This window comes from Rugosimonospora acidiphila (genome assembly GCF_039543385.1).
GTDB classification, from domain to species: domain Bacteria; phylum Actinomycetota; class Actinomycetes; order Mycobacteriales; family Micromonosporaceae; genus Rugosimonospora; species Rugosimonospora acidiphila.
In genome coordinates this window covers 177,968-199,020 of record NZ_BAABJQ010000008.1, presented here as the reverse complement: position 1 = coordinate 199,020, position 21,053 = coordinate 177,968, and the positions used below count along the sequence as shown (strand labels likewise).

The 21,053-nt window shown below is 67.9% G+C and carries 18 protein-coding genes; 6 read left to right on the top strand and 12 right to left on the bottom strand.

Annotation, left to right across the window (positions count from 1 at the left end):
* Positions 1-218 precede the first annotated feature (218 nt).
* Positions 219-494 carry a hypothetical protein gene (locus ABEA87_RS16495; RefSeq protein ID WP_345630479.1) on the bottom strand — a complete coding sequence of 92 codons (276 nt, stop codon included), beginning with the start codon at positions 492-494 and terminating at the stop codon, positions 219-221.
* A gap of 135 nt (positions 495-629) precedes the next feature.
* Here ABEA87_RS16495 and ABEA87_RS16490 point away from each other — a divergent pair, with 135 nt between their 5' ends.
* The 3 genes from ABEA87_RS16490 (at position 630) to ABEA87_RS16480 (ending at position 3,730) form a co-directional block, all read left to right on the top strand.
* On the top strand, positions 630-1,769 hold the full coding sequence (locus ABEA87_RS16490; RefSeq protein ID WP_345630477.1) for a DUF418 domain-containing protein: 1,140 nt from the start codon (positions 630-632) through the stop codon (positions 1,767-1,769).
* Between the two features lie 156 nt (positions 1,770-1,925).
* On the top strand, positions 1,926-2,219 hold the full coding sequence (locus ABEA87_RS16485; RefSeq protein ID WP_345630475.1) for a DUF4291 family protein: 294 nt from the start codon (positions 1,926-1,928) through the stop codon (positions 2,217-2,219).
* Positions 2,220-2,233: 14 nt separating this feature from the next.
* Positions 2,234-3,730 (top strand): RNA-guided endonuclease InsQ/TnpB family protein, encoded by a 1,497-nt coding sequence (locus ABEA87_RS16480; RefSeq protein ID WP_345630473.1) that lies wholly within the window; start codon positions 2,234-2,236, stop codon positions 3,728-3,730.
* A gap of 110 nt (positions 3,731-3,840) precedes the next feature.
* Here ABEA87_RS16480 and ABEA87_RS16475 read toward each other — a convergent pair whose 3' ends face one another.
* The 4 genes from ABEA87_RS16475 to ABEA87_RS16460 all read right to left on the bottom strand — a co-directional run bounded on the left by ABEA87_RS16475 (position 3,841) and on the right by ABEA87_RS16460 (position 9,654).
* The gene (locus ABEA87_RS16475; RefSeq protein ID WP_345630472.1) at positions 3,841-4,491 is read right to left on the bottom strand and encodes a hypothetical protein; all 651 of its coding nucleotides are present in this window, start codon (positions 4,489-4,491) and stop codon (positions 3,841-3,843) included.
* A 362-nt stretch (positions 4,492-4,853) separates the two neighbouring features.
* On the bottom strand, positions 4,854-7,919 hold the full coding sequence (locus tag ABEA87_RS16470; protein ID WP_345630470.1) for an RICIN domain-containing protein: 3,066 nt from the start codon (positions 7,917-7,919) through the stop codon (positions 4,854-4,856).
* A 153-nt stretch (positions 7,920-8,072) separates the two neighbouring features.
* Positions 8,073-8,252 (bottom strand): carbohydrate-binding protein, encoded by a 180-nt coding sequence (locus tag ABEA87_RS16465; protein ID WP_345630468.1) that lies wholly within the window; start codon positions 8,250-8,252, stop codon positions 8,073-8,075.
* Between the two features lie 781 nt (positions 8,253-9,033).
* Positions 9,034-9,654, bottom strand: a complete 621-nt coding sequence (locus ABEA87_RS16460) for a CGNR zinc finger domain-containing protein (protein ID WP_345630466.1) — start codon at positions 9,652-9,654, stop codon at positions 9,034-9,036.
* A gap of 83 nt (positions 9,655-9,737) precedes the next feature.
* Between ABEA87_RS16460 and ABEA87_RS16455 the strand changes: the two genes are divergently transcribed.
* On the top strand, positions 9,738-10,652 hold the full coding sequence (locus ABEA87_RS16455) for an arginase family protein (protein WP_345630465.1): 915 nt from the start codon (positions 9,738-9,740) through the stop codon (positions 10,650-10,652).
* The gene (locus tag ABEA87_RS16450) at positions 10,649-11,152 is read left to right on the top strand and encodes a hypothetical protein (protein WP_345630463.1); all 504 of its coding nucleotides are present in this window, start codon (positions 10,649-10,651) and stop codon (positions 11,150-11,152) included. Before ABEA87_RS16455 ends, ABEA87_RS16450 begins: the two co-directional genes overlap by 4 nt.
* A 107-nt stretch (positions 11,153-11,259) precedes the next feature.
* Here ABEA87_RS16450 and ABEA87_RS16445 read toward each other — a convergent pair whose 3' ends face one another.
* Positions 11,260-11,769: a GNAT family N-acetyltransferase gene (locus ABEA87_RS16445; protein ID WP_345630462.1), complete on the bottom strand. Its 510-nt coding sequence runs from the start codon at positions 11,767-11,769 to the stop codon at positions 11,260-11,262.
* Positions 11,770-11,953: 184 nt separating this feature from the next.
* On the opposite strand from ABEA87_RS16445, the gene ABEA87_RS16440 reads away from it, so the two are divergent.
* Positions 11,954-12,265, top strand: a complete 312-nt coding sequence (locus tag ABEA87_RS16440; RefSeq protein ID WP_345630460.1) for an EthD family reductase — start codon at positions 11,954-11,956, stop codon at positions 12,263-12,265.
* Between the two features lie 564 nt (positions 12,266-12,829).
* Here the strand turns inward: ABEA87_RS16440 and ABEA87_RS16435 are convergent.
* The 6 genes from ABEA87_RS16435 to ABEA87_RS16410 all read right to left on the bottom strand — a co-directional run bounded on the left by ABEA87_RS16435 (position 12,830) and on the right by ABEA87_RS16410 (position 21,053).
* Complete coding sequence (locus ABEA87_RS16435) at positions 12,830-13,471, bottom strand: SAM-dependent methyltransferase (RefSeq protein WP_345630458.1); 642 nt, start codon at positions 13,469-13,471, stop codon at positions 12,830-12,832.
* 105 nt (positions 13,472-13,576) lie between these two features.
* Positions 13,577-15,274 carry a xylulokinase gene (locus ABEA87_RS16430; protein WP_345630456.1) on the bottom strand — a complete coding sequence of 566 codons (1,698 nt, stop codon included), beginning with the start codon at positions 15,272-15,274 and terminating at the stop codon, positions 13,577-13,579.
* Entirely contained in the window at positions 15,271-17,184 is a 1,914-nt protein-coding gene (locus tag ABEA87_RS16425; protein ID WP_345630453.1) for a glycoside hydrolase family 127 protein, read from the bottom strand. Before ABEA87_RS16425 ends, ABEA87_RS16430 begins: the two co-directional genes overlap by 4 nt.
* Positions 17,171-19,174 carry a glycoside hydrolase family 31 protein gene (locus tag ABEA87_RS16420; RefSeq protein ID WP_345630452.1) on the bottom strand — a complete coding sequence of 668 codons (2,004 nt, stop codon included), beginning with the start codon at positions 19,172-19,174 and terminating at the stop codon, positions 17,171-17,173. The genes ABEA87_RS16425 and ABEA87_RS16420 overlap by 14 nt, the downstream gene beginning before the upstream one ends.
* Positions 19,175-19,246: 72 nt before the next feature.
* Positions 19,247-20,065 carry a carbohydrate ABC transporter permease gene (locus tag ABEA87_RS16415; protein ID WP_345630450.1) on the bottom strand — a complete coding sequence of 273 codons (819 nt, stop codon included), beginning with the start codon at positions 20,063-20,065 and terminating at the stop codon, positions 19,247-19,249.
* Between the two features lies 1 nt (position 20,066).
* Entirely contained in the window at positions 20,067-21,053 is a 987-nt protein-coding gene (locus ABEA87_RS16410; RefSeq protein ID WP_345630448.1) for a carbohydrate ABC transporter permease, read from the bottom strand.

Sequence of the window (21,053 nt, the reverse complement as noted above, 5' to 3'; positions counted from 1 at the left end):
TCCAGGTGCGGCGAGACGGCCGCACCTCTCCACGAGTAGCACGGGACGGTGGAGGAGAGCTCGCGGACGGCCGCGGCCGCGCGGTTGACGGCGCGTGCGCCCAAGACGAAGTTCAAAATCGTCGCTAACGCTGCCGCCCTGATGCGGGTGCGAGGATTCGATGGAACGACTCTGGACGATGTCGTCTCGCGATCGAGGCAGGCCGGGTTCCCGGTGGTTCAGTGGCAGAGCCAGCGGAGCGGGACGGAATCCGCGTTGGCCAGATTCGCCTGACCGCCGATGACGTGCCCGTCGTCGCTGATGGTTCTTGCCCCGGAACCGACGCCGCCTATGGTCCCGGCCGGCAGCGGCAACGCAATCACCTGGCCGTTCTCCTCAACGGCCGGGTTGGACCCGGTGGAGCTGCCAGCCATCCAGCCGTACCGGTTGATGCCCCAGGAAGGCGGGCTCAGCTTGGCGGGGGTGGACTTCCCGGTACGTAGGTCCCACTGCACGATGCCGCAACGGTTGGTATGGCTGGCCCTACGGCAAAACGTAGGGACTGCCGGATGTCGATGAATGTGCGGGCCGAATAGCGTCGATACATGGAAGCGTCAACTCGAGGGTTACCAGCCATGGACCGTCCACAGTTGAGACCCGATGCGCGGATCGGCGACATCGATGCGTTGCGCGGCTTGGCACTGCTGCTCATCCTGCTCGTGAACATCGCCTTCTTCGCCTCCGGGTACCCGTTCCAGCTGGTACACGATCCGGCGGACAACGGCTTCGATCGAACAGTGTCGCTCGCGGTCGAGCTGCTGTTCGCGATGAAGGCGTACCTGCTCTTCTCGTTCCTCTTCGGCTACAGCTTCACGTTACAGCTCGAGTCGGCCGCCCGGCAGGGCGTCGAGTTCACGCGGCGGTTCCGGCGCCGGCTGTTGGGGCTGTTCGTGCTCGGCGCCCTGCACGCGGTGCTGCTTTTCCAGGGTGACATCCTCACCACCTACGCACTCCTCGGTCTCGTGCTGCTCGCCGCCCGACGCATCCAGCCCCGCACCGCACTGATTGCCGCGGCCTGGATCGTCGGCATCATCGCGTTCTTCATCGGAGTGGCCGCGGTGCTCGGGGCCACCCTCGTACCGGACCAAGCCGCCGCGATCGAAGCCGGCGCCCGCTCCACCGCGGCGCTCCAGGGCGGCCTCGGCGACGTCATCGGGGAGCACCTGCGCTCGCTACCCGCCATGCTCGGCACCCTCCTCGTCCAAGGACCACTCGCCCTGTCCGCATTCCTCGTCGGGCTCGCGGCCGGAAAGCGGCGGATGCTGGCCGACCTCCCCAGCCACGCGTCCCTGCTACGTTGGGCCGAACGTGTCGGCTACCCGGTCGGGCTGGCCGGCGCAACGGTGTTCGCGATCGGGGGCGGCACCGACAATGTGACCGGCCTGATGGTCAGCGTCATCACCGCCCCGTTCCTCGCCGCCGCCTATGCCTCGACGGCATTGCGCCTCTTCCAACGGCGATCTCGGATCGCGCACACGCTGGCAGCCGCGGGTCGGATGTCGCTGTCCAACTATCTCGGCCAGTCCCTCGCCGGTGTCCTCATCTTCACCGGCGTCGGGGCCGGACTCGCCGGCCGCACGTCCCCCGCACAGGCCGTCCTCATCGCGTTGGCCGTCTACGCAGTCCAGGTCGCCCTGAGCGTGTGGTGGGTGCGCCGGTTCCGGTACGGGCCAGTGGAATGGCTCCTTCGGGCCTGGACGAACCGCGAACGACCAGCGATGCGGCGCTGACCGTCAGATCGCCGTCGAGGGCCGGCGGATGGCGCTGGCCCTCGCGGGGTCACTGCGATCAGTGACCCGGGTCGCGAAAGCGTTCGCGCCGGCGGCGCCCGCCGGGGATGCTCAGCATTGTTCGATTGCCCGAGGGATGCCTCGCGCATCACCGGGATGACCTGGATCAAGCCGTCGTTCCGGTGGCTGATGCATCGCAGCGACTGGGCCCGCAAGGCCAACCAGGAGCGCATTCTCGCCGTACGGATCACCCGTCAGGGTTGGGAACTGGCACTGTCCCTGTCGGTGCCGACCGTGCCCAGCGCCGGAAGCGAGGAACGGGGCAGGACACTTGCCGGTGCCGCCGTACATGTCCAGTGGGATCCCGAGCGGTCATTGCGCGGTGCGGCCTTGCACCACTACAGCATCCAGCTAGTGCCGTGTCAGCGAACCTTCGCCCTGTCGCAGTGATCGGTGCTGCACGAATGTGGCTTGAGCTGGGTATTCGTGGTCGTGGGCGGATGTTGTCGTACCCGTGTGGTGGAGTGCCTGATGTGCCGAGGCGTCGCGGTCCGGATGCTGTTCGGGTGGTGCATCGCACCGCCCGCGTTGGTCTGCGGCTGACTCGTGGGCAGCGGCGGCGGTGTTTCGGGTTGCTGCGGTCCGCGGGTGATGTGTGGGCCTGTCTGTTGGAGATCAATCAGTGGCGGTGGCGTCGTCAGGCACCCCCGTTGGTCGGGTATCAGGAGTTGTGCCGGGAGTTGACGGCGGCGGGTTCGGGCACGTTCGGTGAGCTGTGCACGGTCGGGGCGCGGTCGGTGCTGCGCCGGTTTTCCGACGCCTGGTTCGCGGCGGCCAAACGCCGCCGCGACGGCGACACCCAGTCACGGTTCCCCCGCCGGCGGCGTGGGTTGATGCCGGTGCGCTGGTATCACGGCACGTTCACCCTGGTAGGGCGGCGGCTACGGGTGCCGACCGCGGCCGGGTGCCCCGCGTTGTGGCTGCGGCTGGACCGGGAGATCCCCTACCCGGCCGAGCAGGTCAGGTCGGTGACCCTGCTGTACGCGCAGGGTCGGCTGGTCGTGGAGGTCACCGCGGAAGTACCCGTGGCCGCCTACCCAACCGGCCAGGGGCCGGACCCGGCCCGGGTGGCCGGGGTTGACCTGGGCGTCATTCACCCCTATGCGGTCGCCGGCCGTGACGGTGCGGGGCTGTTGGTGTCCGGGCGGGCGATCCGCGCCGAACACCGCATGCACCTGACCGATACCCGTCACCGTAACCGGGCGGTCGCCGCCCGGGCACCGAAACCGGGGCAGCGCGGCTCCCGGCGGTGGCGCCACTACCGGCGTCGCCGCCACCAGGTCGAAGGCGCGCATCGGCGTCGGGTCCGTCAGGCCCAGCACGAGGCCGCGAAGACCGTGATCGGCTGGGCGGTGCAACACCGGGTTGGCACCCTGACCGTCGGCGACCCCCGCGGCGTCCTTGAGCAGTCCGCGGGGCGGCGGCACAACCTGCGGCTGCGTCAGTGGCAGATCGGCCGGGCGATCGCGGTGCTGCGGGACAAGGCCGAACTCGCCGGGATCACCGTGCACCTCGTTGATGAACGCGGCACTTCGTCAACCTGCCCCACCTGCCGCAGGCGGATCAGGAAACCGAGGGGCCGGACGATGACCTGCCCCCACTGCCAGACGACCGGGCACCGCGACCTTGTCGCGGCGGCCATCATCGCCACCCGCACCCCGGGCGGCGGAACTCCCACCTCCGGCAGCATTCGGCTGCCGGAGGTGATCACGCACCGTCGAGCCGGCCGGCACCTGCCCGGTGTCGGCCAGTCCCGGCGTGACCCCCGCCGCCGCACCCTAGCGCCGGCACCAGGGTCCGTTGGCCAGCCGTGGCCCGCCCCACCACCCGTGGTGGGGAGTCGCTCGACCGCCACCAGGCGGCGAGGATCCACAACCCCCACCCGAGAGGGCAAAGGTTAGTGGATACGGCACTAGGCATCGGACGCGCGCTGATCCGCGAGTACGCCGAGCAGTTCGTGGCTGCGGGTAGCGATCGGTTGGCCCACGAGGTCCTGTCCACACCGGGGGCCTCAGTCGATCCCCGGCTGAGCCCCCAGGGTCGGAGCCGGTCCTTCCTCCGGGACACCGCCGCCCCCCGCCTCCGCCACCGGGAGCCCGCCAGTCGACCGGATCCGTCCCCACGGCTTGAACACGGCAAGCAACAGCGCGACGATCAGCGCGATCGGCGAGACGATCGGCGGGTAGATCATGCCGTGCAGCGCCGCGTCCACGTGCTGCCCCGCGGCCAGTTCCCGACCCACCCGGGCCAACTGGGCAAGGCCCGGACGCAACGCGAGCAGGACCAGCCCGGTGAGCAACAGATTCAACGCCAGCTTCGTGGCGACCCACCAGTACCGCAGAAGCCCATACTTACTACCGAGCCCAAGCAGCAGACCGGTGGCGAGGCACACCAGGCCAGCCGCGAACAACGGCCAGACGGCGACCAGTTCCAGTACCTGATAGCACAGCGCCACGGTCGCGGTGTCGCCCCTGCTGGCCAGCGAGGTAAAGATCAGCACAGCCATGACGACGTCAATGCCGAGCCACGCGCCAGCGGACGCGATGTGCACGACCAGCGTCCACTTGCGAGCCCGCACACCCAGCCGCCACGGTCGCGGCCCACCCGAGCCTACCGAGCCCCCCGGCGCGATGATGGGCTGCACGAGACGTTCTGAACGCATCCGCCGTCCCTCCCTGATTGCTCCGGCTACCCGCCCAGCATCTCGAATCCGGACAGTCGCCGCATACCACCAGGGAAGGATTTCGGCATACCACATTGGGCGTAGCCGGATTCCCAGTCGATCATGAAGACGTCGGCTGGGGACCAGCGCACGCTATACCCACGATCAAGCTGGTCTCGCTCCAGCTGCCGGCGCGGACGACCCCCTCGTCGCGCTCGACCAGCTCGGTGAGTCCGGGTATGGCCGTGGTAGCACCCATCCGAACTGGTGGCGGAGCCGCACGGCCGCGGGTTCGAGATCCATCGCTTGCTTGTGCCGCTGGCCCGGGACGGTCGCGGTCCCGGGCCAGCGTGGAGATTTGTTCAGGCGGTCAACTTCCAGGGCCCATACGGATCACCCGGCACCTGGTTCCGGGTCCACCACTTCGCCTCGTAGACGTGACCGTGGTAGATCGCCACCTCACCCGTATTGAAGATCCGTGACGCCGTCCACAGCGGGACACCGTCGGAATTCACGGTCAACTCCTGCCACGGACCGTACGGGTCACCGGGCGCCTGGTTCTGCGTCCACCAGGAGGCCAGGTAAATCGCCCCGTGGTAGCTGACCAGGTCGCCGCTGTCGTAGACCGCCGAAGCCTTCCATGCGGCCGGGACGTTCAGCGTGACCGGCGTCGACTCGCTGCCGAGGTTGATGACGTCTCCGCCATAGACAGCGCGTAGCACGTGGGTGCCCGCGGCGAATGTCGGTGTCGTGAGTGAGGCCACCTTCTGGCCTTGCGCGAGGCTTGTGCTTCCGAGGACGGTGGAACCGTCAAGGAAGGTGACGGTGCTGCCGGCAACCGGTGTGCCTCCGGCTACCGTGGCCGTCAAGGTGACCGGCTGACCGATCGGTGCGGGATTCGTCGACACCTGCAGGGTCGTGGTCGTCGCGACGGTGGGCTGGGTGATGGTCGCCGGCACGATCCGCCACAGTTGGCCCTTGTTGGCCGGGACCATCCAGTCACCGTTGGACGGCGCCGCTGGCGCTTCCTGCTCCACGACGGCGTTGGGGCCGGTGCCGGAAAGCGCCAGCACGTTGCCCGTTGCCTTGTTCGTGATCATGTAGAAGCTGCCGTCGCCCTTGGTCACCAGCGGCGGCGCGGTGCAGTTCGCCGGGGTGTCGCCGCAGTCTCCGACGCTGAGGACGTCCCATTCCTGGGCGGCGTCCGTTCCGGTGGTCGCGAGGACGTCGGCGCTCTGCGGATTCTGCACGACCGGGCTACCGCTGCCGGTGAGCCCGTCGGTGTCAAGGACGTTGACGCCGCTTGTCTTGTTGGCGTTGACAATCTGGAAGAAGCCGTCGCCGCGATGGTCCATGGGTGTGGGGTACGTTGCCGCGTTCTGGTGCGGATCGGCTCCTTGGGCCAAGATCTGCCACTGCTGGTGCGGCCCGGTGATCCCGGTGTCGGGCCCTGTCCGCAGCGAAGCCCCCGGTGCGGCCGACCCGGAAGCTGTTTGCAGCACGCGCCCGTCTGCGGCGTTGACAAACTTGTAGGAGAGCGTCGGATTCAGCTTGCCACCCATGGCGGCCAGGACCGGTAGTGCGGCGTTGTCCATGGGGTTCGCGGCCGTCGTCGAGGCATCGAAGAGGCCGATGCCGGGAGTCGCCCAGAAGCCCTGGGCCGCGGTGATTCCGGGGATGGAGGTTGCTTCGCCCGCCCACCATTCCATGCCGAGAGCCAGATGGTTCGGGATGTTCTGCTCGGCCTTGGTGAGATCGATCATTCCTTGGCGCGAGAGGTCGCGGGACGGACCTGACGGGTTCACGCCGTACCACGGGTCCTGCGGGCTGCCGCTCGTCGTGTATGCCACGCCATCCTCGATGGTGAAGATGGGCAGGCCGAGGCCGTTCGCCTCGGTGGCGAAGTTCGTCTCCTCGACATGCTGCCTGCTGGTGCCGCAGTTCGCGGTGTTACAGGGGTGCCAGTCCTGCTGAGCCTGGGTCAGCGGTCCGTGCCAGCCGGGGTAGTAGCTTGAGCAGGCGGCGTCCAGCGGGATTCCGTTGGGCCCGGTCGCGCCGGCGAAGAAGGTCTGGAGATCGGGATTGCCGTCGACGTGAATGCAGGTGAGCGGCGGCGGCAGCGGCCGACCGAGCAGCCCAGGGTTGGACGTGTCCGCCGCGGCGTCGGCGATCGCTCGCATGGCCGCCTGCTGGATGCGCGGGAAACAGTTCGCCGTCCCGGTACCACCACCGGTCGCCGTCGGGGTGCAATTCGTGCCCGAAGGCGAAAGGCCACCGGCGCCCGTGGTCGTGAACATACCGTCGTTGACTTCGTTTCCGATCGAGACCATGTCGGGCCACGCACCGTTGGCTCGGAACAGCTCCATCTCCTGCTTCACATAGTCGTACATGAGCCCTGGGGTCTGCGAGTCGCCGGCGAGTTGGTCGACCGTTTTGCCGGCCCAGTTTCCCGGAGTTTCAGAGGTGTTGTCGCCGGAGTAGAACAGGGTGACGTTGACCGCCATGCCGAGTTGCTTCGCGCGCTTGGCCAGATCGACGGCTGACCAGTCCGTCTGGGCGTGGTTTCCGCTACTCGTTCCGCCGGGGGACGCCGAGTTGGCGCTGGCCGGGATGATCTGGCTGGCGGGCGGTGGTGCCAGCGTGTAGTTGTTGTAGGGCGCCGTGGTGATCGGGAACGTGACGCCGTCGTGGACGACGGTGGTATTGATCGAGGCCGGGCGGACCCGAATCATGTTCATTCCCTCGGCCTTGAAGATCTGCAGCAGGTCCTGCCCCGGCAGATAGCCCACATGCCACCATGGCGGGCTGTTCGCGGCCACCGTACGATCAAACTCGGCCTTCTCCTGCAGGCTCGAGTCGTTGCCGAGGAAGTAGGTGGGGCGCAGCAACCAGGACTGTGTCGCCGAGGGCGCGCCGACAAGCGGCGACTGGATCAGGGCCGTGTCCGGGTCCGAACTGGAGTCAGACACATCCAGCACGAGGTGAGTGCCGGCGTTGATGATGACACTGTAGCCGTTGGTGATGTAGGTAAAGTCCCACTCTTGGGTCGATACGCCGCTGGCGCATCGGTTCTGAACCGTCCAGGTGGTTCCGGCCTCCGATCGGCTGTCGAGGCAAAGTCCGTTACCGACGTTGCTGATCAGCCAGTTGCCACTCGGTACCTTGGTCACGGACCATCGTTGGCCGAGGTCGCTGAAGTTGCGAAGGCTCTGACGGACGTTGTCGCCGTCCTTCGTCGTGGCGCCATTGCCGCCGGCCTGGAGCCCGGACGCCTGGCTGACCAGATAGTACGACTGGCCGTTGACGGGGCTCGGGTCAATGGGAGACGGCGGCTGGACAGCCGTGGCCAGCGCCGGCGCGGGGGTCGCGACGACGACGCCAACGACCAGCGCGACCGCGGCCAGGACGGGCAAGTACCTGCGTCTCATCCACCTGCGTCCCATGGGCATCCTTTCGAGACCTGAATTCGGCGGTGGGGATGAAAGGCGTCGCGGCCACAACGGACGATGCGGTCGGGACGCCCCGGATAGTTACCCGCTGATCGAGCGAGTCGTGACGGTGCCGGCGGAACCACTGGCCGGCTAGCTGATCGACTTCGACGGACCATTGGGGTGGCCCGGCGCCTGGTTACGGGTCCACGACTTGGCCTCATACACCTTGCCGCAGTGCGACATCTGATCGCCGGTGTTGCACACCGTCATCGCCGTCCACGCCGCGGACGGGTGGCGAGGCCAACTGCTCCCACGGATCGTTCGGTTCACCGGGAACCTCGTTGCGCGTGTACCAGCGGGCTCGGAACGTGTCGCCCTGGTAGACCGCGACATCACCGGCTTCGCAGATGCGCGCCGCCTGGCTCGCTGCGCCGTGAGCAGCACCAGGGCCAGGATTGAATCCGCGACGACGGCGCAGCGGCGGAAAGACAGGCGATGGACGAACGTCATTGACCTGCTCCTCATCAAGGAGTGGTCGCGGGTCCTCGGTTGTTCCGGCGAAGGAATAGACCTGCGAACCTTGGCATGGAACGCTTGAGCCAGAGCGTCAAGATGCGGCGATGACGGATTGCCGCTCGGACGAACTCCGTCGGGTGCTGACGTGCGAATCGGTGCGCGGGATCACCAACCGGGGTTGTTCCCGCGGATGGTGCGAGTGGAGATTCCTGCCTCACGTGCCAGTGCCATCGATACCTCACCCGCCATCCTTGGACCGGGGCGGCTCGCGCGGATCGGCCGCCGCAGACCGTCGTGAGTAGGGCCTCCGTCGAGCCGGCGTCGTCCCTTCCTTTGGGAGCGTTGGGCGACTTCGCCAGCATCAGGCTTTCGATTCAATAAAATAGACGTATCTAAACAGATCCGCAAGACTTCAAACCGCCGACGTCCGGATTGACCAGATCAATCCACTTCTATAGGTGGCAATTTACGTCTTTTCGGCGGGGTTCCGGACCTACTTAGTTGAATTATGTTTGATCGATCATCAGGACCCGCGCCAACCCACGTATTCGCCCCACGCGCGGGAGCAAGTTTCGTTGGCGCTCGACGGTGACTCCTATGGGCTTGGCTGGCGGCGACGATTCTTGTCGGCCGTGCCGCACGTCGCCATGTCGCACCACCGGCGACGGCCGGCTTTCGAGGTGTCGAGGAAGATCCATCCGCAGCGCTCGCCCGGGCATCTGCGGATGCGTTCGCGTGGAAGGTCGATGAGCAACTCGACCGCGGCGGCGGTCAGCGTGCGCCGCACGACCGACAGCGCGGGCCCGGGCTGGTCGTGCCGCAGGCGGAACGGGGTGGACGACAGTTCCAGGTGTACGTGTGTTGCGGCGTGCCGCCAGTTCGCCTGCAGCGTTGCGGCGGCGGACCGGGGCACGGGGACGTCGTCCAGTACGGCCGTCATGGTCGCGTGCAGCGCCTCGCGGAGTTCTCGGCACCGCCGCATCTCGGTTTGGGCGTCCGCCCGGTCCGCCTCGACAGTCGCCGCGCCGGCGGGGATGGTCAGCGCGCTCAACGACGCCCAGCGCAGCAGCGTGGCGTAGCTGTCGAGCCAGTCCTCAGGTGCCGTGGTGTTGCGGGCGGTGACGGTGTTGACGAAGTCGATGACCGGGTGGCCGCCCCGGAAGTCACGTGAACGGAACTCGTGGGGCGTCCGGTTCGGGCTTGTAGCGGTGACCATGGCGCGATGATATCTGGCCTTGCGCCGTTGACTACACCGGTGAAACACTTTTTACCGGTGTAGCTCACAACGTGAGGAGCAGCATGGCCAACCATGACCAGACGAACGGTCTCCTCCCGGTTGAGGTGATCTGTGTGCCGTGGAGCCTGGGCCTGCGACCGGATGCTGGCGGAGCCGAGCCGGGGACCTGGAGTGCACCGCGTGCGCTTTGCGAAGCTGGCCTCGGCCGGCGGCTCGGGGCGGTCGCGGTAACCGAGCTGCCCCACCCGCCGTACCAGGCCGAGGCGCAACCGGGCACCCGGGTGCGCAACGGCGTGACGTTGCGCGAACACAGCCTGCTGCTGGTCGACGCCGTCAGCGACGCGATCGCCGGCGGGCGGCTGCCGGTCGTCCTCGGCGGTGACTGCTCCCTGCTGCTTGGCTGCCTGGGCGGTGCCCGCCGGCACCACGAGATCGCGTTGGTGCACATCGACGGGCACCCTGACTTCACCCATCCGGGAAACCACGACTTCGCCACGCTCGGTGCGGCCGCCGGCATGGACCTGGCCCTGGCCACCGGCCGCGGAGAGCTGATTCTGACCCGCTGGCCAGGCCTTGACGGGCCACTCGTGGAAGACCGCCACGTCGTCCAACTCGGTGACCGGACCGGCCAGGCGCTACCTCCTGGCCTGCTGGTCATCGGCATCGACGAGATGCTCGCCATGGGCATGGATGCGGCAGCACGCCGGGCCGTCGAACATCTCCGAGCCACGCACCCGATCTGGGTGCACGTCGACCTCGACGTACTCGATGCGGCGATCCTGCCGAGTGTCGACACACCGGGAACACCCGGCCTCACCTTCGAGGAGTTGACCCGGCTGCTGTCCCGGCTGCGCCAAACAGGTCGCATCCTGGGCGTCGATGTCACGATCTACAACCCGCACCTCGACCCGGACAGCGCCCACCCATCCCCGATCGTCGGCTGTGTCGCCGCGGGACTGCAAGGAGAGCTGGCATGACCTCGATCCTGTCGCACGCGCCGGACACCCGGCACGCCGCTGACCTGCGGCTGTTCGGGCAGTTCACCGGAGCATGGCAGACGCGTGTCACCTATCTGCGCCCCGACGGCTCACCGGCCCGCCACATCACCGGCGAATGGGAGTTCAGCTACGCACTGGACGGCCGCGCCGTGGTCGACGTGTGGCGCGTCCCGGCCGGCACCATCCCGTGCGCCGACACCCAGCGCGAAGTCGGCCTCTGCGTGCGGATCTGGGACCCGCGTCTGCGGCTGTGGCGCTTCACCTTCCATTCCACCGCCACGACGACCGTCATCCACATGTACGCACGGCAGGTCGGCCCCGACATCGTCCTCGAACGAGCCGAAGCCGACCGGATCGAACGCTGGGTTTTCCACGACCTCCAGCCCGCCACCTTTTCCTGGCGCAACGAGATCTCCCGCAACCACGGCCCCTGGCGGACGGTACAAACCGTAAGAGCACAGCGCACGGCCAAGACCTGAAGCCCAAGGACGTCGCAACCCGGCCGCCATCGGCCAGTCCCCCACGCGAATTTCCCGGCGTTGGTGGACCCCAAGGTGCCGGCCGAATCGCCCACCCTCGGGCTGGGTCACCTGCGGTTCGAGGCACGTCCCGCGGGCTCGTCAAGGCGCAGGATCGTTTCCTCGATCTCCGAGTTCCGCCCGTTGGCGAACGAGATCTCCGTGCCTGTGATGGCGAATCCTGCCTTCTGTAGCACCTTGAGCGATCCGACATTGTCACTCGCGGCACGGGCGAACACGGGCCGTACCGGGACCAACTCCAAGAGCAGGGCGAGCGCTCGACTGGCGATGCCCCGCCCCCAGCAGGATCTGTCGATCCAGTACGTGACTTCGGTGTCGTCCTCGATGACGAAGCTGGCGATGCTGCCGACGAGCCGTCCATCAACCGTGATAGCGCGGTTGGTGGCTCCAGGCGACGTCCTGACCCTTGCCATGTGGGCATCGAACGCGGCGCGGTCGTCGGGATCCTGTGCAGTGAAGGCGGCCATCCGGACCGACTCCGGATCCCGCATCTGCTCGAATAAGGCATCGAGATCAGAGTCCTCAACCGGCCGCAGCGCCACCTCAGCCACAAGCATCCCCAAACCTGGTCCCGCACCACTCGGCGAGGGCTCAACATACCAGCGGCATTGGGCGATCGGTAAACATTGGATCTTAGGGCGATCCGAACCGTTCCGTGTCGTCCCTGGTTCTTAGCAGGAGCTCCCAGGTCACCCGGAGTGTTATGGTCTCGTCTCTGGACGAAGGCGGACGGAGGTCGTCATGCACAAGTTGGTGGTCCTGTATTCCAAGCCCGCCGACCCTGACCACTTCCGCGACTACTACGTGACCAACCACCTTCCACTGGTCATGAATCTGCCCGGCCTGCTTGCGTGGCGCTACAGCTTCGATGTGGCGGCGACCGAGGGAGAAGCGCCGTATTTCGCGGTCTTCGAAGGCGACTTCGCTGACGCCGCCGCCATGGCCGCGGCGCGGGCGTCGCCGCAAGGCCAGCGGGTGGGCGCCGATGTCGCCAACTACGCCACCGGCGGTGCGGTCATCATCCACTATCCGGTGCAGGACGGCACCGGCTGAGGCAGGCCGGTACTCCGCGGGAACCTCCGTCGGGCACACCCCGAAGGTATCCGACCCGGCCGAGTCGACGAGGACGTGCACAAAAATCGTGGTGTCCGCCTGGTCGAACTGCTCGGCCCTCGCGTTGCGGGCACAGGTCGCTCCCGTCCCCGGCAAGAGCACGTCGATGAGCACGGTGTCCGGCGATGGCCCCGGCTTGACGGCACTCACCTGCACCGCGTAGCTCTTCCAATCCTCGGACACCGACGGCCCTGGGGTCACATGCCCTGGCGAACCGGCCCCGGCCGCGCTCCCGGGCTGGGCACATCCGGCGAGTATCAGCCCCAGGGCCAGCATCACACCGACGCACGCCGTCTTCAGAGACAACCCCCGTCGCATCATCGATTCAGTATCGCCCATATCAACAGGATCCACGCTTGCCCGGGAGTCGTTCGGCATCGCGACGGCCGACCCGCGATCGAGAGGCAGTGCCAAAAGTGGTGGCGGCCTTCCGGCCCGCGACCTGGCTCGCTTGACCGTCATCTGGTTCACGCAATCGACAGGACGGACCTGAGGTAGCCCGGCTCAGGTCCTGGCCACGAAGGTGAACAGCCGCTGGCCGGGCGTCAGCGCGGCGGGCTCGCCCGTCAGCCGGTGCGCGCCCACCGACATGAAGCCGTCGTGGCTGGTGTCGAACGCCTCCTCGCGGAAGCCCGCCTCCCCGAACCAGGACCGGATCGCGGGAGTCAGGTCGGGCGGAACGCGGTGCCTGGTCCAGAGGACCAGCGCACCAGGTGCGCACAGGCTGGGCAGCGCGGCCACTGTGACCTGAATGTCGCTGCCGGTGATGTTGCCGAAGATGCCACACGCCACCACTATCTCGGCGGGTACCGCGCCGATGCAGGCATCGGTGATCCCGGCGTCGGCCTGCATCACCTCAACGCCGTGCAGCCCAGCCGCCTGCGCCGCCTGCCGTGCGAGCGCGACGTTGCGCTCGTCCAGCTCGACCAGCCGGGCGCGCACGTCGTCTCGGCGCGGATGTCCGGTCAGCACGCCGATCACGTCCCGGCCCTGCCCGGCGCAGAGGCTGATCAGGCGGACGTCCCCGACGGGCGCACGTTCGAGCTCGGCGCGCAGGTGCCCCCGCACGAGTTTCCCCCGCCGCGAGAGCAGGGAGTCGGGATCGTCGTAGTCTCGGTGCCATTCCACCCAGTCGCGCTGCGCCACTGGGCCAGCCTACGGCCACCGATTCAATGCGCGACCTCATCCTTCACGACCACGGAAACCCAGTTCAGCGGCTTGCGAAAGCCTCGATCGTCAGCGCGATGCCGGTCATCGGTTCTCCTCCCCTGGTGCCAGCGCCAGAACCTCGGCGGCGGCCCGTTGAAGCGGCAGTCCTCGTCGGAATCGGTCGAGGAACGCGGCGAAGCCGTCGACGTCGCGCTGCTCCGGTTCGGCCACGCTGCGTGAACCGTCACGGAACACCTCCCGCGCGAGGAAGTCGGTCAAGCCCTGTGCTGGCGCGGCATGAAGGTAGGCGGCCAGCAGTGCGATGCCCCACGCACCGCCCTCGCCCGCGACGCCTGCCACCGCGACCGGTGCGCCCATCGCGGTGGCCAGCAACTGCTGGGCGGCTCCCGGGGTGCGGAAGAGCCCGCCGTGGGCGACCAGCGTGTCCACCCGGACCCCTTCCTCGGCAAGCACGGCCATGCCGAGGCTGAGCGTGGCGAAGACGGAATACACCACCGTGCGCATGAGGTTCGCGAGGGTAAGTCTGCTGTCGGGGGTACGCGCGAACAGCGGCCGGCCGTCCGCGAGGCCGACGATCGGCTCGCCGGACAGATAGTTGTAGGCCAGCATCCCACCACCGTCGGGCTCACCGGCCAAGGCCTCGGTCAGCAGCGCCGCATAAACGGCGTCCGGGTCGGTTGGAGTGCCGGTGGCTGCGGCGAAACGCCCGAAGACCCCGGCCCACGCCGCCAGTTCGGTCGCGCCGTTGTTGCAGTGCACCATGGCGACCGGGTCGCCGGCAGGCGTCGCCACCACGTCCACCTCGGAGTGGACCGCGGCCAAGGGCTTCTCGAGCACGACCATCGCGAAGACGCTCGTGCCGACGCTCACATTGCCGGTGCGCGGCGCGACCGAATTCGTGGCGACCATTCCGGTGCCCGCGTCCCCCTCGGGCGGACAGAACGGGATGCCCGGGCGCAGGGTGCCCGTCGGGTCGAGCAGCCGGGCGCCCTCCACGGTGAGCGCTCCGGCCTCCTGCCCCACCGGCAGGACCTGCGGCAGGAGGTCCGTCACCGTGGCGCTGGGCACCCGGTCGGCGATGAGCCTATCGACCTTGGCCAGCAGGCTCGCATCGAAACCGCCGGTCTGCGGGTCGATCGGGAACATGCCGGACGCGTCCCCGACGCCCAGCACCGAACGCCCGGTCAGCCGCCAGTGAACGTACCCGGCCAAGGTCGTCAGGGTCGCGATCTCGGGCACGTGGGGTTCGCCGTCGAGCACGGCCTGATACAGGTGGGCGATAGACCAGCGCAGCGGCACGTTGACGCCGAGCATGTCGGTCAGCTCCGCGGCCGCCGGACCGGTCGAGGTGTTCCGCCAGGTACGGAATGGGACCAACAATTCCCCCGCGGCGTCGAAGGCGAGGTAGCCATGCATCATCGCGGATACCCCGATGGCGCGGTAGCCCGTGGGTCGAACGCCGTAGCGCTGCTCGACGCTGGTGAGAAGGTCGGCGTAGCAGGCCCTCAGTCCCGACCACACAGCATCCAGCGAGTATGTCCAACGCCCGTTGACGAGTTCGCTTTGCCACTCGTGGCTGCCGATGGCGATCGGAGCGAAATCCGGACCGATCAGGCACGCCTTGATCCGTGTCGAGCCCAGCTCGATGCCCAGGATCGCCTGGGCATCCGCGATCATCTGCCGGACGCCGCCGTCGCCCGACGCGGTGGCGTCGGACACGGTGGAGTCGGACGCGGTGGGGTCGGACGCGGTGGGGTCGGAGTGCACGTCAGCGGTCATTGCTGGCCCGTCACGGACGCGGCGGTCCGGGGGACCCAGACCCGCATGGTGGACGGCCCACGGTTGGCCCAGGCGTGGTACGGGATCAGGCGGGCGGTGATGGCCTGCCGCGGGTCGCCGCCTGGCGCCTCGGAGCGGTAGGGCCAGGCGGTGTCGTGCTCAGTGCGGCGCAGCACAGTGAGCTGAGCGCCGTCCTGGTCGGTGACCAGGCTGGCGGGGTCTGCCTCGATGTCGTTGACGCTCCATCCTCCCGGCAGATCGGTGGACTCGAGGGCCAGCACCAGGGGTCCACGCTCGACGGCGAAGTCGCCGCGGACCGCGTCGATGCGCGGATCGGGGTAGGTCGCCCGCGCGGCCAGGGGGAACTCGAGGCGCAACGTCTCGCCCGAGCGGAAGACGCGGCGCAGTTCGAGGTGACCGGGATGCCGCTGTGCCTTCTCGGATACGGTGATCGTCTCGGCGGCGGCCCAGGACGGCACGCGCAGGCGCAGCGAGATCTCCGTCTCGGGTGCCTGGAGGACGGTGAGCTCCACCGCCCCGTCCAGGGGGTAGCCGCTGGCGATCAGTAGTCGCACCGGCCCGGCGTCCAGGGCAGTGCTGATCTGATACTGACCGTACTGGTGGATGTGGATGGCGTCCGCGGTGGCGGTGGCGAAGTAGAGGCCCACGCTAGCCAGGGTACGGGCCACGTTGGTCGGGCAGCAGGAGACCTCGAACCACGGTGCGCGCAGGCTGGACTCGGCCCGATGGGACAACTCGTGCTCATCCGGCATTGCTCCGGGGGTGCGCTGGTGAAGTGTGTTGGCGTAGTAGAACGCCTTGCCATCCTCGCGCGGGGAGGCGAGCACGTTGTTCAGCAGAGTGCGCTCGATCAGGTCGGCGTACTTCTCGTCCCCCGTGTTCAGCAGCAGCCGCCAGCTGAGCATGACCGAGGCGATGCCGGCGCAGGTTTCGGAGTAGGCCCGGTCCGGCGGCAGCTCGAAGTCCTCGCCGTACGCCTCGTCCTGGTGGTGGGAGCCGACTCCCCCAGTGAGGTAGGTGCGGCGCGCGACCGCGTTGGCCCACTGCGTGGTGATGGCATCCGTGAGTTCGGCGTCATTCGTCTCGTCCGCGACGTCCAGAGCTCCGGAGGCCAGGTACAGCGCGCGCACCGCGTGCCCACGCATGGTGGTCGTCTGCCGCACCGGGATGTCGTCCTGGAAGTAGTCCTGTCCGAAGCGGCTGGTGCCCAGGAGGCCCCTGCCGCGCCGGTCGACGAACAATTCGGCCTGCTCGAGGTAGCGCTTGTCACCGGTGGCGCGGAACAGCTCGACCAGGCCCATCTCGATCTGCGGATGCCCGCAGACGGCGACGCGGCCGTCGGGTCCGAACACGGCGTGGACGTGGTCGGCCAAGCGCCGGGCGACCTGCGGCAGCAGGTCGTCGTGGCCGGTGCGCAGCCGGGCGACAGCGGCCTGGAACAGGTGCCCGAAGCAGTACAACTCGTGGCCGAACTCAAGGTTGGAGTAGCGCTCCGGCTGGCCGGGACGGCCGAAGCTGGTGTGCAGGTAGCCGTCTGGTTCCTGCGCGGCGGCCACGCGGGCCACCAACGCCTGGTAACGCTCCGCCAGCTCGGGATCCGGCTGCCGGCCGAGCTCCCAGGCCATCGCCTCCAACAGTTTGTAGACCTCGGAGTCGACGAACTCGATGCCGGCATGCGCGTCGACGATGGTCCCGGCGGCGGCGCGGTCGAAGTTGCCGATCCAGCCGATGCGCTCCATCCAATCCTGGCAGTGCGCGATGGACGCCCGGCCGTTCACCCGCTGCTTCTCACCCCAGAACCCTCCGGTGATCGTTATCTCATCCGGTCCCAGCGGGCGCAGCAACGCGTGCGAGGGGCGGACGGGGCCGCCCGTGCTAGCGGATGACATTCAGAACCTCGGATCCTTCGGTGACGTAGACGGGGATGTGGTCGATCGGGGTGGCGGCGGTGACCGACTGACCACCGGGGTACTGCTGGCCTGTGGCCGCGTCGACCCAGGTGCGGCCGGCCGGCAGGTAGACCTCGCGTTCACGCGCGCCGGGCCGCAACACGGGGGCGATGAGCAGGTCCGGACCGAACAGGAACTGGTCCTCCACCGCCCACGCCCGTGCGTCGTCGGGAAGATCGACGAACAGGGGCCGCATCGGCGGCATCCCGACGGTGGCGGCCTCATGCATCTGTCGATGGATATAGGGCCGCAGCCGCTCCCGCAGGGACAGGGCTGCGGTGAGGTGCGGGTAGGCGTTTTCGCCGTAGGACCACACCTCGTTGGGTCCTCCGGTCATCGCGTACCCGGTGGGAACCCGCGGCTGCCGGTCGCCGTGGAGGCGGAACAGGGGGCAGAACACACCGTACTGGAACCAGCGCACCATCAGCTCCTGGTAGGCCGGGTCGGCCGGGTTTCCGCCGTGGAACCCACCGATGTCGGTCGTCCACCAGGGAATGCCGGAGATCGCGATGCTCAACCCCGCGCGCAACTGCTGTCGCAGGGATTCCCAGGTGGCTGGGATGTCCCCGGACCACACGGCGGCTCCGTACTTCTGCGAGCCGGCCCAGGCGGAGCGGCACAGCAGCACGGTCGGCTCCTGGCCCGCGGCGGCCATGCCCTCGGCGAACAGCCGGGCGTTGTCCCGGGGGTAAATGTTGATCGTTTCGGCGCCGGGGCCGGCGTAAAGGCTGAGGTTGCCGGGCTGCGCCGGGTTCAGCTCCGGTTCGGAGGCGTCCAGCCAGAAGACGCGGATGCCGCGGGAGAGATAGTTGTCCTTCACCAGGCCCCACACGTACTCGCGGGTGGCCGGGTTGGTGGGGTCGTAGAACGCGACCGGCTGCGGGGCCGCCATGCCCTTGTCCTGGATGGTCTGCTGGAACTCGACCCCCTGGTCGGCGCCCACGAGCAGGCCCCGGTCGTAATAGGTGTCGTAGTTCTCGGACAGTGGCGAGACGGTCGGCCAGACCGAGACCATCAGCTGCACTCCGAGTTCATTCAGCTCGGCAACCATCGCATCGGGGTCGGGCCATTCGTTCTCGTCGAACCGGTAGTCGCCCATCGCCGACCAGTGAAAGAAGTCGGACACGATCACGGACAGGGGAAGTCCTCGCCGCTTGTACTCGCGGGCGACCGCCAGCAGTTCTTCCTGCGTGCGGTAGCGCAGCTTGGACTGCCAGAAGCCGCTGGCCCACTCCGGCAGCTCGGGCACGTGTCCGGTGGCGTCCGCGTAGCGGGCCAGGATGTCCGCCGGGGTCGGCGCCGCGGTGAACCAGTAGTCGATTTCGCGGGCCTGGCCGGCCTGCCACCGGGTGGCGTTCTCGGCGAATTCCACCCGTCCGACGGCCGGCACGTTCCACAGCAGCCCGTAGCCGCGGCTGGACAGTACGAAGGGAATGTTCACCTCGCCGTTGCGCTGCACGAGGTCCAACGCCAGGCCCTTGAGGTTGAGCCGACCGTGGGTGCGCTGGCCCAGCCCGAACAGCCGCTCACCGGGGTGGGCGGCGAACTCCTGGTGGATCTCATAGGCCCCGGTACGGTTGCCGGTGTAGACACGCGCGCCGGGCATCCAGAAATGCTCGCGCTGCTCGGCCAGCAGCACCTCCCCGTCGGCGGTACGGAACGTGAGTAACGGCTCGGGGTAGGCGGCGGCCGTGTCGAAGTCGACCTCGACGCGCAGCCTGCCGGTGGTGAGGCACGCGCTCGTGCCGTCGATGCTGATCTGGCCGGTCTGGCCGGGCGGGGACAGCTCGAGGGCCCCGTGGCTTTCAACCGGGAGCCGGTGCTGGGCGGCGCGCACGCGCACGCTGTCCGCACCCCAGGCCTGGATGCGGATCACCTCGTGCCGATGCCGGACCTCCAGGGCGCCGTCAACGACGTTGTAACTCACCATGCGGGTGTGCTCTTCCGATAGGCGATCGGACAACGCCGGAGCGGCGTTCTCGTGACCGTGAGGGGCTGGGGGTCAGTCTTTGACGGCGCCGGCGGTCACCCCGGCGGCCACGTACCTCTGCGCGACCACCAGCAGCACCGCGGCCGGGATGGAGGCGACCACGGCGGTGGCCATGATTGAGTTCCACTCCTGGTTGTTGTTGCCGATGTACGCGTAGATGCCGAGCGTGATCGGTTTCAGTGCCCCACCGCCGTCCAGCGTGTTGGCGAACAGGAAGTCCGACCAGGCCCACAGGAACGAGAACAGCGACACCGTGATTACCGAGTTGCGACTGACCGGCAGCACGACCGAGACGAAGGTCCGCCACGTGCCGGCGCCGTCGACCCGGGCGGCCTGCATCAGCTCGTCGGGGATCCCGCTCATGAACGCAGTGAAGATCAGGACCCCGAACGGGACCGCGATCGTCGAGTCGGCAACGATGAGGCCCCAGACGGTGTCCAGGATGCCCAGGCGGACGTAGATGGTGTAGAAGCCCATCGCCATGATGATGGCCGGGATGATCTGAGCGATAAGTAGCACGAAGCGGAGCGCTCCGCCTCCGCGCGGGCGCAGTTTCGCCAGGGAGAACGCGGCCGGAGCGGCGAGGATCAGCGTGACCGCGACCGTGCCGGCACCGATCAGTAGGCTGGTTCCGAGGAATGGCAGCTGCTGGTGAACGACGATGGCGTAGCCGTGCAGGGTGCCGCCGATCGGAATGATGTTCGGCGGGTCCTTGCGCATGTTGGAGTCCTTGGTGAAGGACACGTTGATCATCCAGTAGATCGGGAACAGCATCAACGCGGTCAGCACGATGCCGATGCCAGTGAGCCACCAGGGGCGGCGGCGCGTCATCTCAGGCCGCCAATCTGCGCTGCACGCGCGCGTACGCCAGACCGAAGATCAGGGCTATGACGATCAGGACGTTGCCCACGGTCGCCGCGGAGCTGAAGTCCGGCAGGAGAGACCCGACTCCGAGTTGGTAGGACCAGATCGCGAGGGTCGTCGAAGAAGTGGCCGGCCCACCGCGCGTCATGATCCAGATGATGTCGAACACCTTCAGCGTGTAGACGAAGCCGAGCAGCAGGGTGATGGCGGTCACCGGCCGTAGCAGCGGAAAGGTGATTCTCCAGAACCGCTGAAAGCCGTTGGCGCCATCGATCGAAGCCGCCTCGTACACATCCGCGGAGATGCTCTGAAGGCCCGAGTACATGATGACGAGGTTGAAGGGGATGCCGATCCAGATGTTCGCGATGAGCACTGCGACCAGCGACCAGTGCGGGGAGGTGAGCCAGTTGATCTGGCCGATACCGAACGCCTCGAGGAAGGCGTTGACGATGCCGGAGTCGCTGTTGAGCATCCAGGACCAGGTGGAGGCGGATACCAGCAGCGGCAGCAGCCACGGCACCAGGAACAGGGCACGAAGCAGACCGGAGAGGCGGAAGTGCTTGAAGAAGAACACCGCCAGGGCCAGCCCGATCGCGAACTGAAAGGCGATGGAGACGAACACGAAGATGCCCGTGTTCACCATCGCCGGCCAGAAGGTGGAACTGGTGAAGATCTCGGTGAAGTTCTGGAAGCCCACGAACGGGGCCGTGCCATCGATGAAGGAGCGGACGGTGTAGTGCCGGACACTCAGGTCGATGTTCTTGTACAGCGGGAACGCGTAGAACAGGACGAGGTAGACGACCAGCGGGGCGATGAAGCCCCAGGCCACCCATTGTGCCTGCCGGCGCGCGCGGGAGCGGTTGCCCCGGGTCGAGGCGGCGTCGACCGCCCCGACCCGGTTGCGCGCGGCCGACAAGGTCCTCGACGCGGTCGCGTTCGTGTCGACTTTGGACAT

What these genes read in the sequence shown, in the direction of transcription:
- ABEA87_RS16485 (WP_345630475.1), top strand. Translation starts at nt 1,926, where the DNA reads ATGACCTGGATCAAGCCGTCGTTCCGGTGGCTGATGCATCGCAGCGAC.
- ABEA87_RS16480 (WP_345630473.1), top strand. Translation starts at nt 2,234, where the DNA reads ATGTGGCTTGAGCTGGGTATTCGTGGTCGTGGGCGGATGTTGTCGTAC.
- ABEA87_RS16475 (WP_345630472.1), bottom strand. Translation starts at nt 4,491, where the DNA reads ATGCGTTCAGAACGTCTCGTGCAGCCCATCATCGCGCCGGGGGGCTCG.
- ABEA87_RS16470 (WP_345630470.1), bottom strand. Translation starts at nt 7,919, where the DNA reads ATGAGACGCAGGTACTTGCCCGTCCTGGCCGCGGTCGCGCTGGTCGTT.
- ABEA87_RS16460 (WP_345630466.1), bottom strand. Translation starts at nt 9,654, where the DNA reads ATGGTCACCGCTACAAGCCCGAACCGGACGCCCCACGAGTTCCGTTCA.
- ABEA87_RS16455 (WP_345630465.1), top strand. Translation starts at nt 9,738, where the DNA reads ATGGCCAACCATGACCAGACGAACGGTCTCCTCCCGGTTGAGGTGATC.
- ABEA87_RS16450 (WP_345630463.1), top strand. Translation starts at nt 10,649, where the DNA reads ATGACCTCGATCCTGTCGCACGCGCCGGACACCCGGCACGCCGCTGAC.
- ABEA87_RS16445 (WP_345630462.1), bottom strand. Translation starts at nt 11,769, where the DNA reads ATGCTTGTGGCTGAGGTGGCGCTGCGGCCGGTTGAGGACTCTGATCTC.
- ABEA87_RS16440 (WP_345630460.1), top strand. Translation starts at nt 11,954, where the DNA reads ATGCACAAGTTGGTGGTCCTGTATTCCAAGCCCGCCGACCCTGACCAC.
- ABEA87_RS16430 (WP_345630456.1), bottom strand. Translation starts at nt 15,274, where the DNA reads ATGACCGCTGACGTGCACTCCGACCCCACCGCGTCCGACCCCACCGCG.
- ABEA87_RS16425 (WP_345630453.1), bottom strand. Translation starts at nt 17,184, where the DNA reads ATGTCATCCGCTAGCACGGGCGGCCCCGTCCGCCCCTCGCACGCGTTG.
- ABEA87_RS16420 (WP_345630452.1), bottom strand. Translation starts at nt 19,174, where the DNA reads ATGGTGAGTTACAACGTCGTTGACGGCGCCCTGGAGGTCCGGCATCGG.
- ABEA87_RS16415 (WP_345630450.1), bottom strand. Translation starts at nt 20,065, where the DNA reads ATGACGCGCCGCCGCCCCTGGTGGCTCACTGGCATCGGCATCGTGCTG.
- ABEA87_RS16410 (WP_345630448.1), bottom strand. Translation starts at nt 21,053, where the DNA reads ATGTCCAAAGTCGACACGAACGCGACCGCGTCGAGGACCTTGTCGGCC.